This window comes from Candidatus Peregrinibacteria bacterium (assembly GCA_016699145.1).
Lineage (GTDB): Bacteria > Patescibacteriota > Gracilibacteria > UBA1369 > 2-02-FULL-48-14.
The window spans coordinates 427,551-440,443 of sequence record CP064962.1; the positions used below are offsets into that span (position 1 = coordinate 427,551).

The window sequence follows — 12,893 nt, forward strand, 5'->3', positions numbered from 1 at the left end:
TCATGTGGACCTCTACAAATCCTCACGCCATCACCCCTCCAGAAGAAGTGAGTTTTATGACACACGGATATTCAAAACGATGAGGAGCTGCTTGAGCAAAAGCAGAACCATTCTCATAACGAGCCATTTCTCTAATACGATATTCAGAAGGAACCAACTCTTCTAAATTTTTCTTGTCATTCAAATGCACCGTGACTTCAGGTTTAACCATATATTTATTCGCAAGACGAGGGTCCAAAAAAGGTTGAGCCATTACTAAACGACCATCTGGGGCATACCTAGCCAAAGCCTGGATAAGAATCTCATTACGTCGAGAAGGGTCCCTTACAGAATCAAGAGCCTGCGGAAGGATAAGCTGTTGGTTTGGGCTTACTAAAGGAACTCCAAAATTTCCTGTCAAAGTCTCATAAACACCATTCTTTACAGAATTTGAATAAACGACAACCTTCACGCCAGGTCCTGCACATACCATAGGTCGGCCAGCGACACACTCCTCATCTTCAGGTGAAGATTCATTTAAAAAATGAGAATCCCAACCAAAGGGAAATCCATAAAAATACACAGTCTCTTTTGGGAAGACACGACCAAGGTGGGAAGGTTGTTTCATAACAATGATAATTTACAACATAATTTATATCTAGTCAACGCTCGCCCTAAGAAATCAACCCAATAATTAAAGGTTGGACTCCCAACACCGCTTTAAAAGTAAATTTAAGACCATAAGCAATCAAAATATAAGATCCTACTCGCATCAGTTTTTTAAGCATCCACTGATGAAAAATATGCCGCACTATAAAGGTCAAACCAGCAATTCCAAAAGAAGCGAGTACACCACCCAAAGCCACGTTTGCAGAAAACCCATAAGGACTGATCTCATGCGCATGAGCACTGTACAAGCTGCCTACAACGACCAATGAAAAAACAATGGCCATAGGGTTAACCAAACACATGAGTCCACCCTTTATAAAATCCGAATCAAAAAAACGCAACTTATGACGATGCATGTGCTGCAAACTACGTTTATGGGTGTGATCGTTCAAACTGTGATATCCCATGCTCGTGAGCATATAAGCCGCCAAACACCACATGAGGGTTTGAACCCATGGGATTTGAATGAATTGAGCGGCACCTGTAGTGCCAAGCATCAAATAACAAGCATCCACCAAAGTCGCTCCTAAAATAACCTGAGCTTGAAAGAAAAACCCTCGCCTAGGGTTGAGCCCCTCACGAATACCATAAAGAGTGATGGGCCCTATGATGAAACCCTGACTGAGTCCGAATAAAAATGCCTCCGGGAACAACATGTATTTTTGTTATCCCCTAAGTATACAGAATTACAGGAGAAAATTCAAGATTGTCTAGACCTCCTTGGGCTTGGTCCATTCAAAGATAAAGTGCTTGTCATACACCCCCTCTCCACCGCTGGATTTCCAGTGATAAGGCTGACGGATTACTTTCACTTTTACTCCCAATTCTGCTTCAATATGCTTTCGAATCTGTTTCGCATCAGAATAAGGATGTTTTCCTTCAGTAACACGATTCTCAGTAGGGGTGTACACAATGTGCTGCAAAGGATCAGGAAGCTGCTCATCATCTTCCCCTGTATTGGGGAGCAAACACCCTAAGACAGCTTTTCCTCCAGGAACCAAGAACGCATTCATATTACGAATGAGCTGAGTTGGATCTGCCACACGATCAAGCACCAGGTTAGCAAGCACAATTCCAAATTGACTATTCAAAGCCTCTCCAACTTGCCTGCGAAGTTCTGAGGTTTCAGCATCAATGGCACCCACTGCAATGTTTTGGGTTTCAGCTGCATTGCGTAAAGCAAACGTAGTACTACCATCGATCCCTAAAGAACGTAGTCCATTATTGTCCACCAAGGTGTCCCACTCCGCTAGTTTCTGAGCAGCATTCCCACAACCAAGATCCAACATACGACGATTTTCAGGAGGAAGTTCACCTAAAAAACGTTCCGCAAGAAATCGGTAAAAGCTGGCATCGGAATTGTAGGTGTTTTCACGCCCTTCGAGAAAATAACGAAGAGCCCCTGCAATACGAGCCACCCCCGCTTCATTGTGACTCTTTGCATCGTAAAAATCCAACATGCGAGCATACTGGCCTCCTACTTCTCGCAAATGCTCAGGATCTTTCAAATGCTCTCCTATAAGCTCTCCCATCTGCCCTTCAGGAAGCTGAATGACCGGATTCCTGTCCCTAAGGTAAGCAATCATGGCTCCCACTCCCCCCTTGCGAATCTCAGCAAACTCTTCACGAACTCCTGTCCGAGCTTGTCGCATCAAATGACGTGCAAGTGCTCGATAAAAACTGGTTTCTTCACCAGAGTCCTTTAAGAAAGCGGCAAGCACGTCAGACAAAAGAGCTTCTCCATCTTCTTTCCCCTTACTTGCATCAATGCACTCTGAAAGAAGGACTGAACCCCCTTCAGACGTTTCAACTATCGGGTTCTTAGTCATCAAATACTTTGCAATAGCATCCACGTCATGCGAACCTCGTCCAGATTCATTTTCTTCGAAAGGAAAACCCATACTTTCTATGCTTTTACGATTAAGTCATCATAATATAAAATCGGACGAAAGTCAATAGACTCCCCTTACATTTCTCCTGAAGGAATACGCTTTTTTAGATCCAGATAGTCCATAATAGCTTCTGGCGTCCATTTCAAAAATTCTGGATCCCGTTCCACTTCGGTATAGAGCACTTTATAAATATCTACCACCATAGGGTTCATCATCTCATAAAAAGTCACCTGCCTTGATAACTGAATAAATTCATCTAAAGCAAATTTATCATCATAAACCGCCATATCAATTCCAGTAGCAGGCAGCAGATCACCGGACTGAGTTTCTAAGAAAGAAACCACTGTCCCTCCCCCCGACATCTCCTTGGTCTGCAAGGGCTCAATGGCCCTAGCTTCTGCTTCTTCATCCACTTCTTTCAAAAGTCGCATCCAAGCCTGCTTGGTCTGAGTCAAATCACTCACTTGAGAAAAACCTCCCAAGCACTTATAACCATAATAACAAGCCGCCATCACATAACAGAGCATCATTGAAGGGAAAATTTTCTTCATTTGTAGAGCCTTCGTAATCTCTTCCGGTGTATAGTCATACTGGTGCTCCCCATCCGGACAAACCAGTTTGCCATCTTGAAGCACAAAACGAATGCGATGATTCTTACTATCCAGGCCCCAAAAGAAGTAGGTTCCTAAGTCTTTTTGCAGATCAAAAGCCCCTGGAATACCATTGAAGTACTGACGAGCGAGTTCCTGGTATTTTTTATCAAAGAGCAGCTTATACAAAAGCGAGTCAGGCTTGTTAAGATGAAATTTCACCAAAAGCTCAGTCATCACCGTTTCAATGTCCAAATAAATCAGATTAGGAACGGCAGTTCCTTCCTTCTTAAAGAGTTCAGGCCAGAGTTTATAGTTGATGATCGTGATTTGAGTACTGAGATCTGGAGCCGCTAGAACCTGTTCATCCAAAAAGAAATGATCAAGTAAACCCTTCACTCCTTCGGCTTTCTTAGTAAGCACTAGACCTTCTTGAACCTTACGAGCCAAAGCCTCCTTAGCGCGAAACACATCCTCTTTATTGAAAGCACGCGCATTGTAGACCACGGACATCTTCTCTTTATCAGGCAAAACAGGGAGGCGAATGAAATCTTCCGAACCTCGATTATTACCATGAAACACAATCCCACGGGGATAAGCGGAGGGGTTGTTAAGAGAAACACTGGCAAAAGAAAGCACCATCATATACTTAAGCACTGGATCCGTTAACTCATGATAAGGCAAAACGGAGATGATATTGGAATTGATCCAGTAAGGGTGAGTGATGGGGCCATGGTGATCTGTTGTAGAGAGTACGTGATACTTGGCCAACTGAGCAGCAACTTCTTGAGCGACCGTAGGATTCAATCGTTGTTTCAAAAGGTCCTCCACTATCGAAATAAACTCCTTACGACGCTCATCTAAAGCCGGCATGGGATTGATATCCAAAAAACCGCGCGTGTACTCATAGAGACTCGAGCGGTTGCCGTGCTTTTCCATGATCTCCTTGAGAATCGGCGTACGTTCCCAAATGGCTTCCCATATTGGAAGTAGAGGGTCTGGGGTAGATGATTTAGAAGGGTCCGATTTGGAAGGTTCAAAGCTCATAAAGGCTTTTGGGGTAGTATATTAAAATTCAACAAAAAAACAAGAGCCTAACTTTTTGAGGTCAGACTCTTAAAGAATATGGCTTAGCCCCCATCCCAGAACAGGGCTTCAATCCAAGCATTCGTAGATCAGTTGTAAGATCCAAAGAAGTGCCCAAACGTCCATGCACCAGTTTTGGCTCAGCAAGCTCCCCACTTCGATACAGTACAGCCGAGTCAGGTTCATCTTTCCAAGAATGCGCATAGCGAAGAGCTGAACGCTCATAGGCCCAACGAGCCCGCCTGCGAGAAGCCTCTAAAGCTGGCTTGGTAGCATCCATAGCCTCTGAGACTAAATTGCGATGTCTAGAAGAAAATGCATGCACTAAACCTAAATTTGATAAAGCAGCGTTGGAACGAACAAAAGCCGACTTCCAAGAACGAAGAGCATCAGCATAGTCTTCTAGTGCAGCAAAATGAGTAGGATCCTTGCGCCGAGCATCCAAAAGACGCAAACAGGTCACATAGGAAGCACCCTGCTGATCTAAATCTGGATGATGAAAAGGACGATCCACATGCATAGGAAAAAATTGATCATAAATGGAATCCATACCTTCGACTATTTTCGTTTTACTGAAGACAAGAAGTTCAAAGCGTCGCAGCCAGTCCACAACTTCTCGAGAATTTTCCCGTAAAAAAGCGTCTACGCACAATGGTTCATCTGTACTGACTCGAAAACCTAACCCTTCTGGGAAATCTTCTCGATCTGATACAGGAACCAAAATAGACTCAGAATATACCATCGTCACATAAATAAAATGTAGCAGGATATCATAAACTATTTTAGTAATAACGCAAGGCGGACTGGCTCTGGTCTTTTTTTGACTTAGCCTCTAAACTAACCCCATGATCCCTCTTTTGCCAAAAGCCATTGCTCAAAAGTACGGCATCGATTTTGCCATCGCCTTCGGCTCTCAAGTCAGCGGACAAACTCATGCCGAAAGCGATCTGGACCTCGCGGTTCACAGTTCAAAGAATCCAAGCCTTAAAGAAGAACTCCACCTACTCAGCGAGCTCAGTGCTTTTTATTCAAAGGAGGTGGACTTGTGCTGGATCAATGAAAATGTCAGCGCCCTACTCTACGGAGAATGGGCAAAAAACAGTCAACTGCTCTACGGAAACGAAGAAGACTATCAAGTTTTCTGCATTGAAGCGCTCAAGAAATTCCTAGACTTTGAACCCTATTTCAAACTCCAGGAGCAAGCCTTACAAGAACGTTTACGTCAACTCAGCTAACACCTATGCCAAATAAAAGTCTCATTCAAAGAAAAATTCAAGAAATTCTGAAGCAGCTTCTTTTTTTAGATGAATTGACTCGCGAAAATGCAATCGCCATTTTAGACGATGAAAAAACCTTGTACCTGGCAGAACGAGTGATGGAAAGATTGATCGGCGCAGCCATCGACATCAACATGCATCTGCTTAAAGATTTGAAACAAGAAATCCCAGCAAACTATCGAGATTCTTTTATTGGACTCTCCAAAATCAATGTTTTAAATGAAGCTTTCGCAAAACAAATCGCACACTCCATAGGTTTGCGCAACATTCTCATTCATGAATACCAACAGTTGATCAATGAAAAATTCTTTGAAGCCATGAAAGAAGCAAAAACCGATTATAAGACTTACACTGAAGCCATTCTTCACTTCCTCTCTCAACATCCGTGAACTTCCCGACCCGTCACTCCCGCTTTTGCGAACTCTTCCCGGGCGAAAAACCCTTTCGTTGGAAGCAAATCGAAGAGGGGCTTTTTCAGGTTCAAAACAAGGGCTGGAAGGATCTCACCGGCCTCCCAAAAATCCTGCGAGAAACGCTAGAAAAAGAAGTCCCCTGGATGAGTGGCGAGGCTCAAACCGTGCTCTGCTCCAGTCGCGGCGACACCTACAAAGTGCTGATCAAACTCGCGGATGGAAACCTCGTTGAAACCGTTCTGATGGAAAATATGCGCGATCAATGGACCATCTGCGTCTCTTCCCAAGTCGGTTGTGCCATGCGTTGCGGCTTCTGTGCCACGGGTAAAATGGGCCTCACTCGCAGTCTCACGGCAGACGAAATCATGGATCAGTACCGGTTTTGGAAAAGCTTCCTCACCGAACATCCTCGCCTGCCTCAGCGCATCTCGAATGTGGTTTTTATGGGCATGGGCGAACCGCTGGCCAATTATGAAAATGTAAAAAAAGCCATCCACACATGGCTGGCCTACACCGACCTCGGCCCCACCCACATCACCGTTTCCACCGTGGGCATCTTGCCTGTGCTCGAACAAATCCTCACCGACCCCGATTGGCCGGACACTCGCATCGCCATTTCGCTGCACAGCGCCGTACCCGAGACCCGCAAAGAAATCGTGCCCAGCTCTTTTGAAGGATTCATTCCCAAACTGCACGACTGGATCCGCAAGTACCAAAAAGTACACGGCAATCGCCGTCACCACCTGACCTTCGAGTACGTGATGCTCAAAAATGTGAACGACACCGAGCAGCACGCACGCGTGCTGGCCGACTTTGCTGCCGAGCTCGGAGACATCAAAATAAACCTGATTCCCTACAATTTCACAGACATGGGCGTGGAACGCAGCAGCAACAACCAAATCCATCGCTTCAAAGACATCGTCGAAAAGGCAGGCGTCGAAATCACCGTGCGCAAAACCATGGGTGACGACATCGCAGCAGCCTGCGGGCAACTCATTACTCTTGGCAGGAAGAATCTTTGTGATATTCTTCCGTCCGAAAATATTTAACCGTTAACCCACACCCAAATGGACCGTACCGATTACATTGAAGGACAACGCGAAAAACTCGAAGAATTTCGTGACCGACTCGACGAACTGGAAGAACTGCTTGCAAGCAGCGATGAAGACGAAAATGATTCCGAAATGGAAACCATCAATGCACTGCGTCGCGACCTCGAGTCTTTGGACATGAGCCTCGACGAAATCGAACAGGCAGACGATGAAAGTTTCGAAGAAGTACAAGCGGCTTACGAAGCCGAACGTGAAGAATTTGAAGAAGCCTTTGCCGAAGCCGAAGAAATGGTGGAAGCCCAGGATTAGAAGCGTATACTTTGCTCACCTAACCACGCCTCATGACGCTCAGCCTGCTCGCCCTGTTCATGCTCCCCATTTGCCTTGCCCTGGTGCTTTCTCCAAAAAACATGCACAAGGTCATTAAGGATTGGGCCAATTCACCCGCCCTTCTGTTCTTCAGCTCTCTTTTTCTCTTTTTATTTGCTCTCATCATCGTGATCAGCACCGGCTTCAATCTACGATTTTGGCCACAAAGTGGCACAGCGGACTGGGCCTGGAATTCTCAAGTGATCCTCTCTTGGATCGCAGTACTCATGGGGATCAAAGGTCTCGCAGCTTTTTTCCCAAAGCTCGTCAAATGGAGAATGCACTTCGTCACCGAAGAACTCCTCCCCCTATTCGGCTTTATGGGACTTCTATTTTGGCTGGGAATGGTGTATCTTGAAACCCAAGTCTTTTAGCACGCAGTAGCGTAGCGAACGCGCCTAAAAAGCAACCGTCGCGCAAGCGACCCAAATATGCCCACAAAAACTTCTAAAAAATCTGGAAAATCCACAGAGCCGCTGGTCACGGGGGACATGCTCATCGGGGAGGTTTTAAACCTCTATCCTGACACGGCCGAAATCATGCAGGATTTTGGACTGCACTGCACCTCTTGCAGCGTGAATGTGTTTGAGCCCCTCAAAGCCGGCGCCATGAGTCATGGCATCGAAGAAGAAGTCGTGGATGAAATGATCCTGCGCATCAATGAACTCGCCGCAAGCAAACGTAAAGCCCCCGACGACGGCATTTATGTGACACAAAAGGCCGCCGAAAAAATCCGTGAATTCGCCAAAGCCGAAGATAAAGAAGGTTACGGACTGCGCATCAGTGCCAAAGACAATGGCGGACGTGAACCCGTCTACGCCATGGACTTCCTCAAGGATGGTGAGGCCGGGGACACTCGCTTTGAATTTCACGGCGTGACCATCCACTTGGACCCCGAATCCCTGGGAAACCTGCTCGGCGCCGAAGTCGATTTCATTGAAAGCGCCTACGGCAGCGGTTTCAAAATCACCAACCCTCGCTTCACCAAAAAAGGCGGAGGCTGTGGATGTGGCTCCGGTGGAGGAGGCTGTGGATGCTAATCCATTAGACCATGCTGGCTCTCGCCTTCACCTTCTTTGCATACAGTGCCCTTGCGCGGACCCTCAGCCGACGCCTCGATGAAAGCGGCTCTGCCGCTTTGACAATCGCATTGCTATTCACGCTCATGATCGTGAGCGTGGAAGGACTCGGCACCTTCGGGCTCTTTTCACAAAACAGCCTACTCGTGTGTAGCATCCTCGCACTCATGGGGGGCTTTTTCCTTCGACCCAAAGATGCACCCCTCCCCACGAACGGAAAGTTTTTTTACCTGCTGCTCGGTCTGCTCGCCACCTTGCCCGCGCTCATCCCTTCAGGTGAAACGGACAGCTTCGGCTACCACTTGCCCATCGTGAATCAACTGCTTGAAACGGGCAGCGTCTGGAACGTCTTCTTCGCGGGCTTCGTGGGGCCCAACACTTATTTCCCTGCGAATCATGAAGCCCTTCAAGCCTTCCTCGCAGCCTTCACCCACAACACCGAAGCAGGCTTCCTCGTGAACCTCAGTGCACTCGCCCTCTTCTTCTTCAGTCTTAAAGAAAGCCTTGGGACAAAAGCAGCCCCGCGCTTCTCCGCCCTTTTCGTGCTCGCCGCAACCTGTACGCCCTTCCTTTTTAAACAAATTGTCAACCAGCAAATCGACCTCTTCCTTTTCGGTGTATTCGGCAGCGCCCTGGCCTTTGCGGCAAGCAGCTTCTTGAACGGGAAAAAAGTGGACTTCACAAAGGCCTGCCTCCTGCTCGGACTCTGCCTCGGCTCGAAATACAACGCCCTTCCACAAGTGCTGGTGCTATTGCCCTTTTTGTTCGCCCTTGCAATCCACCAAAAACACCGCCTCCACGACTACGCATTTAACATCGGCCTCACTCTCACAGCAGGGCTTTTTTGGTACATACGCAACGCAGTGATCGCGGGCAACCCTCTCTATCCCTTTGGCATCAGCGCCGGGCCCATTCACTGGATCGGCCACAGCAGCTTCGTGCAAGAAACAGAAGGCAGCTCCTTGCTCTCGCACCTTCAGAGTGACGGCCTTCACAGCACCCTCCGGCACGTGCTTTCCAATGGCGAATTCCACAATGAATTGGGGATGACCGCCGTCTACCTCCTGACCGGAACCACAGTGCTGCTCGCGCTCAAACTGTTTAGCCGAAGCCACCGAACTCGCATGCTCAGCTTCGCCCTACTCGCCATCGCCGCCGGAGAACTGCTCTACTACCTCAGCGCTCCCTACACCTTCACGCTCTGGAACCAAACCATCCGCTACGCGAGCCCCCTCTTTGCCCTCGTGCCCGTAGCGCTCATGTTTTGCGCCTCCACGCCCAAAAGGCAGTCCTTCCTTGGACTCTTCGCTCTGGTCTTCATCGGCAGCCAACTCAGCTCCAGCTTCCTCAGCAAGGATCACGTACAGACCTTGCTACTGGATCAATTTCACGCACACCCTTTCCTCATTTTCAGCCCCTTACTGCTCGCCTTCACACTCTCGATCTTCCTCACGTCTAAAAAAACCCCGCAAACCACGCTGTTTCGCCTCGCCATCGCCAGTCTGCTCGTGAGCCTCTTCACAACCACCGTGGTACCTCAACTCAAAACGCCCAGTGGAGAAGCGAGCACTCTCACCGAAGACGCCTACCTTTCCGTAGATTTGCCAGGCTACAAGATGTTGCTTCCATTTTTAGAACTGCTCCGCCCACAGCCCAAAGGTAGCATCGCTTTAACTGGCCTCACGCCTTACGCGCTCTTCGAAAAAGAAGGCTTCACAGCAGTTTACATCAACACCGATGGCTGCCTCACCTGCACCTATCCGGACTACCGCAGCAAAAGCGCCTCCATCCGCACGGCACCCAACGAAGCCGCATGGAAAGCCGCACTCGCAACCGAGGACATCGCCTACCTGCTCGTCTCCACCACCTACGAACCCACGATCGTGATGCACGAAAAAACCTGGGCCGACACAGATCTCGAACACTTTGAACTGCTGCTACAAAAAGGACCGCTGAGTCTCTACCGCCTACGCTGATCCGAGTCACGAAGGATCTGCACAAAGAAACTCGCAAAGCACGTTTGGATGCCGAGGATCATCAGTGTGGACGTGAGCGCCAGCAGGTTCGCCTCATTCAGATTTTTGAAGCCCGCTTGGATCCATTCATAGACCACAAAAACGTCGCAGCCAAAACCGACAGCAAAGAGGAGCAGCCCAAGCACAAGACCCCGTTCCAAACTGAAACACTTATAAAAAGAGGCAAGCGTGGTGTCTTTGAATTGAAAGGGCTGGGTCTGAGCAAAAGCCCGCGCCTGCATGCCTGTGATCAGAAGTTGATAGCCAAGAATCGCAAGCAAACTTCCAAGCAAGGATGAGTGCGTATCGAAGACGATGCCCGACACTTCCACCGGCCCACGGAACAAGATCAGCATCAAAAAAAATCCAAGCACCATGAAGGCGAGTCCCGGCACAAGAAACAAATACTTGGGACTGTAAAGAAACATGAATTTGAGGTGCCTCCAACCATCACTCCAGGTGTTCAAATGCGGCGGACGGTTGCGCTTATCTTTATATAAAGTGATGGGAATTTCCTTGATTTTCAAATGCAAAAGCCCACTTTTGATGAGCATTTCAGATGCAAACTCCATGCCCTGTGAACTGAGCCGCAGCCGCTCGAAGGCTTCTTTGGTGAGGCAGCGCATGCCCGAGTTGCAGTCAGAAATTTTGAGCTTAAACAAACGGTTCAACAAAAAGGTGAGAACCGGCGTGCCCAAGTAACGATGCAAAAAGGGCATGGCTCCAGGCTCAATTCGACCCTTGAGACGCGTGCTCATCACCAGGTCGTAACCCTTTTCAATCTCCTCCAAAAAAGGATCGATTTCCTCAAAGTTGTAAGAGTCGTCGGCATCGCCCATCAGTAAACACTTGCCCCGTGCCGCTTGCATACCTGCGATGAGAGCGCAGCCGTAACCGCGCTGAGGCACATGCACGACGCGCGCTCCGAGCTCCTCCGCGATTGCAATGCTACGATCGGTGGATCCGTTGTCCGCCACAATCACTTCACCCTCAATTCCAAGACGCTTCAAAGAGGCCTTAGCTTTTTTCACCACAAGGCCGAGCGTCTGCTCTTCGTTCAAACACGGGATGACAATAGAAAGCATCATGGCCCTCATTAAAGCGTAAGATGGCGCTTTTCAAAAGCCCAGGCACTCTCGATCATATCCTGCAGATTTTTCGTCGCCTTCCAACCCAGCAGCTCTCGGGCCTTATCACAGGACGCCAGAAGGTTTGGAACATCACCCGAACGAGGCTCGCACTCCCGGATACGAGCTGCCGTGCCCATCACGCGGGCGCAAAGTTTCACCACCTCCAAAACCGAATGACTTGTCTCTGTGCCCAGGTTCACAAAAGCGTTCTCATGCCCGGCAACCAAGTACTCCAGCCCCAATCGATGCGCTTCCGCGATATCCGTCACGTGAAGGTAGTCGCGCAGACAAGTGCCATCCGGCGTATCGTAGTCGGTGCCATAGACTTCCACCGCTTCATTTTTACTCAGCTTCTTAAAGACCGAGCGGATGAGGTGCGTCTCGGGCTCGTGCAACTCGCCATAACGTGCATCCGCCGAAGCTCCAGCCGCATTGAAGTAACGAAAGGACAAAAATCGTAAGCCACGCGTCTCATACTCGCTGAGCAAATCTTCAAAAACCATCTTCGTTTTGCCATACACCGACACCGGCTCTCGCACATGTTGCTCCGTGATCGGTAAGGTCAGTGGCACCCCATACACCGAAGCTGACGAGGAAAAAATCAGGCGAGCGCACTCGTGCGCGAGCATCACCTCCAGTAAAACGCGTCCTGCCTCCACATTGTTGATGGCATATTTCTCCGGCTCAGACTGCGACTCCACGACCACGCTCAAGGCCGCTAAATGAAAGACTGCTTCAAAAGCATGGCGTGCAAAAACAGAATCCAAAAGGGCACGATCCTGCAAAGAGCCTTCATAAAAAATCGCATCTGGGTGAAGCAGCTCGCGGTGACCCGTACTCAAATTGTCGACGATCACCACGTGGTAGCCCGCCTCAATGAGCATCGCCACCAAGTTCGATCCAATATAACCCGCGCCACCGGTGACAAGAAGCTCCTTCATGCACGATGACGAAAAAGAATAAAATTATAGACCGTGAAATTGATGAGCGCGCTGAGACCAAACGAAGCAAGCTGCGCCAGCACACTCCATGGAAGTAGCGCCGCAAACCACACATTGAAGTGCGCGAAGGCAAACATCATCAGTACATTATAAAGGACAAACTCTGCAAAGAGCCGCGAGTTTTTTTTAGCAAAGTTGCGTCGCGTGAAGGTCCACTTTTTATTGAGCAAAAAGCTGCTCACAATTCCACAGCCGTAGCCGAGCACCGATGCCACATACAAAGGAAGTCCGTTCCACAGCCCCACATTGAGCACCACAAACGTAATGGAAAAACTGAATAAACCCGCAGCTGCAAACTTCAAAAAATGCATGGACGTAGCTTAGCCGAAAAGGTCTCAACC

Annotated in this window: 15 protein-coding genes; 7 read left to right on the forward strand and 8 right to left on the reverse strand. The window is 48.5% G+C overall.

Annotated features, from left to right (window positions below; all coding sequences use genetic code 11):
- Positions 1 to 22: 22 nt before the first annotated feature.
- From IPG41_02320 to IPG41_02340, 5 genes are all read right to left on the reverse strand, one after another.
- A complete protein-coding gene (locus IPG41_02320) occupies positions 23 to 607 on the reverse strand; it encodes a hypothetical protein (GenBank protein ID QQR55367.1) in 585 nt (194 codons plus the stop codon).
- 46 nt (positions 608 to 653) lie between these two features.
- Complete coding sequence (locus tag IPG41_02325; protein QQR55368.1) at positions 654 to 1,304, reverse strand: LysE family transporter; 651 nt, start codon at positions 1,302 to 1,304, stop codon at positions 654 to 656.
- Positions 1,305 to 1,358: 54 nt separating this feature from the next.
- Positions 1,359 to 2,549, reverse strand: coding sequence for a class I SAM-dependent methyltransferase (locus IPG41_02330; protein ID QQR55369.1), 1,191 nt, complete (start codon positions 2,547 to 2,549; stop codon positions 1,359 to 1,361).
- 65 nt (positions 2,550 to 2,614) lie between these two features.
- Entirely contained in the window at positions 2,615 to 4,177 is a 1,563-nt protein-coding gene (locus IPG41_02335) for a hypothetical protein (GenBank protein QQR55370.1), read from the reverse strand.
- 61 nt (positions 4,178 to 4,238) lie between these two features.
- Positions 4,239 to 4,958, reverse strand: coding sequence for a hypothetical protein (locus tag IPG41_02340; GenBank protein QQR55371.1), 720 nt, complete (start codon positions 4,956 to 4,958; stop codon positions 4,239 to 4,241).
- A 103-nt stretch (positions 4,959 to 5,061) separates the two neighbouring features.
- Between IPG41_02340 and IPG41_02345 the strand changes: the two genes are divergently transcribed.
- The 7 genes from IPG41_02345 to IPG41_02375 are packed head-to-tail and all read left to right on the forward strand — an operon-like array spanning position 5,062 to position 10,382.
- A complete protein-coding gene (locus IPG41_02345; protein ID QQR55372.1) occupies positions 5,062 to 5,451 on the forward strand; it encodes a nucleotidyltransferase domain-containing protein in 390 nt (129 codons plus the stop codon).
- A gap of 5 nt (positions 5,452 to 5,456) precedes the next feature.
- Entirely contained in the window at positions 5,457 to 5,882 is a 426-nt protein-coding gene (locus tag IPG41_02350) for a DUF86 domain-containing protein (GenBank protein ID QQR55373.1), read from the forward strand.
- Positions 5,879 to 6,955 carry a 23S rRNA (adenine(2503)-C(2))-methyltransferase RlmN gene (locus IPG41_02355; protein QQR55374.1) on the forward strand — a complete coding sequence of 359 codons (1,077 nt, stop codon included), beginning with the start codon at positions 5,879 to 5,881 and terminating at the stop codon, positions 6,953 to 6,955. The genes IPG41_02350 and IPG41_02355 overlap by 4 nt, the downstream gene beginning before the upstream one ends.
- An 18-nt stretch (positions 6,956 to 6,973) precedes the next feature.
- The gene (locus IPG41_02360) at positions 6,974 to 7,267 is read left to right on the forward strand and encodes a hypothetical protein (GenBank protein ID QQR55375.1); all 294 of its coding nucleotides are present in this window, start codon (positions 6,974 to 6,976) and stop codon (positions 7,265 to 7,267) included.
- A gap of 32 nt (positions 7,268 to 7,299) precedes the next feature.
- Positions 7,300 to 7,701, forward strand: coding sequence for a hypothetical protein (locus tag IPG41_02365; GenBank protein ID QQR55376.1), 402 nt, complete (start codon positions 7,300 to 7,302; stop codon positions 7,699 to 7,701).
- A gap of 57 nt (positions 7,702 to 7,758) precedes the next feature.
- Entirely contained in the window at positions 7,759 to 8,367 is a 609-nt protein-coding gene (locus tag IPG41_02370; protein ID QQR55377.1) for an iron-sulfur cluster assembly accessory protein, read from the forward strand.
- An 11-nt stretch (positions 8,368 to 8,378) separates the two neighbouring features.
- Positions 8,379 to 10,382 (forward strand): hypothetical protein, encoded by a 2,004-nt coding sequence (locus IPG41_02375; GenBank protein ID QQR55378.1) that lies wholly within the window; start codon positions 8,379 to 8,381, stop codon positions 10,380 to 10,382.
- Here the strand turns inward: IPG41_02375 and IPG41_02380 are convergent.
- Genes IPG41_02380 through IPG41_02390 form a run of 3 tightly spaced genes read right to left on the reverse strand, consistent with a single transcriptional unit; the run spans position 10,367 to position 12,863 of the window.
- Positions 10,367 to 11,518, reverse strand: a complete 1,152-nt coding sequence (locus tag IPG41_02380) for a glycosyltransferase family 2 protein (GenBank protein QQR55379.1) — start codon at positions 11,516 to 11,518, stop codon at positions 10,367 to 10,369. The genes IPG41_02375 and IPG41_02380 overlap by 16 nt on opposite strands.
- Positions 11,518 to 12,492 (reverse strand): UDP-glucose 4-epimerase GalE, encoded by a 975-nt coding sequence (gene galE / locus IPG41_02385; protein QQR55380.1) that lies wholly within the window; start codon positions 12,490 to 12,492, stop codon positions 11,518 to 11,520. The genes IPG41_02380 and galE overlap by 1 nt, the downstream gene beginning before the upstream one ends.
- Positions 12,489 to 12,863, reverse strand: a complete 375-nt coding sequence (locus IPG41_02390) for a GtrA family protein (protein ID QQR55381.1) — start codon at positions 12,861 to 12,863, stop codon at positions 12,489 to 12,491. Before IPG41_02390 ends, galE begins: the two co-directional genes overlap by 4 nt.
- Positions 12,864 to 12,893 lie beyond the last annotated feature (30 nt).

Bases quoted from the DNA above. Each gene is read 5' to 3' on its own strand.
- IPG41_02365 (QQR55376.1), top strand. From the start codon at position 7,300: ATGACGCTCAGCCTGCTCGCCCTGTTCATGCTCCCCATTTGCCTTGCC.
- IPG41_02370 (QQR55377.1), top strand. From the start codon at position 7,759: ATGCCCACAAAAACTTCTAAAAAATCTGGAAAATCCACAGAGCCGCTG.
- IPG41_02320 (QQR55367.1), bottom strand. From the start codon at position 607: ATGAAACAACCTTCCCACCTTGGTCGTGTCTTCCCAAAAGAGACTGTG.
- galE (QQR55380.1), bottom strand. From the start codon at position 12,492: ATGAAGGAGCTTCTTGTCACCGGTGGCGCGGGTTATATTGGATCGAAC.
- IPG41_02380 (QQR55379.1), bottom strand. From the start codon at position 11,518: ATGAGGGCCATGATGCTTTCTATTGTCATCCCGTGTTTGAACGAAGAG.
- IPG41_02330 (QQR55369.1), bottom strand. From the start codon at position 2,549: ATGGGTTTTCCTTTCGAAGAAAATGAATCTGGACGAGGTTCGCATGAC.
- IPG41_02340 (QQR55371.1), bottom strand. From the start codon at position 4,958: ATGGTATATTCTGAGTCTATTTTGGTTCCTGTATCAGATCGAGAAGAT.
- IPG41_02335 (QQR55370.1), bottom strand. From the start codon at position 4,177: ATGAGCTTTGAACCTTCCAAATCGGACCCTTCTAAATCATCTACCCCA.
- IPG41_02325 (QQR55368.1), bottom strand. From the start codon at position 1,304: ATGTTGTTCCCGGAGGCATTTTTATTCGGACTCAGTCAGGGTTTCATC.
- IPG41_02360 (QQR55375.1), top strand. From the start codon at position 6,974: ATGGACCGTACCGATTACATTGAAGGACAACGCGAAAAACTCGAAGAA.
- IPG41_02350 (QQR55373.1), top strand. From the start codon at position 5,457: ATGCCAAATAAAAGTCTCATTCAAAGAAAAATTCAAGAAATTCTGAAG.
- IPG41_02345 (QQR55372.1), top strand. From the start codon at position 5,062: ATGATCCCTCTTTTGCCAAAAGCCATTGCTCAAAAGTACGGCATCGAT.
- IPG41_02375 (QQR55378.1), top strand. From the start codon at position 8,379: ATGCTGGCTCTCGCCTTCACCTTCTTTGCATACAGTGCCCTTGCGCGG.
- IPG41_02390 (QQR55381.1), bottom strand. From the start codon at position 12,863: ATGCATTTTTTGAAGTTTGCAGCTGCGGGTTTATTCAGTTTTTCCATT.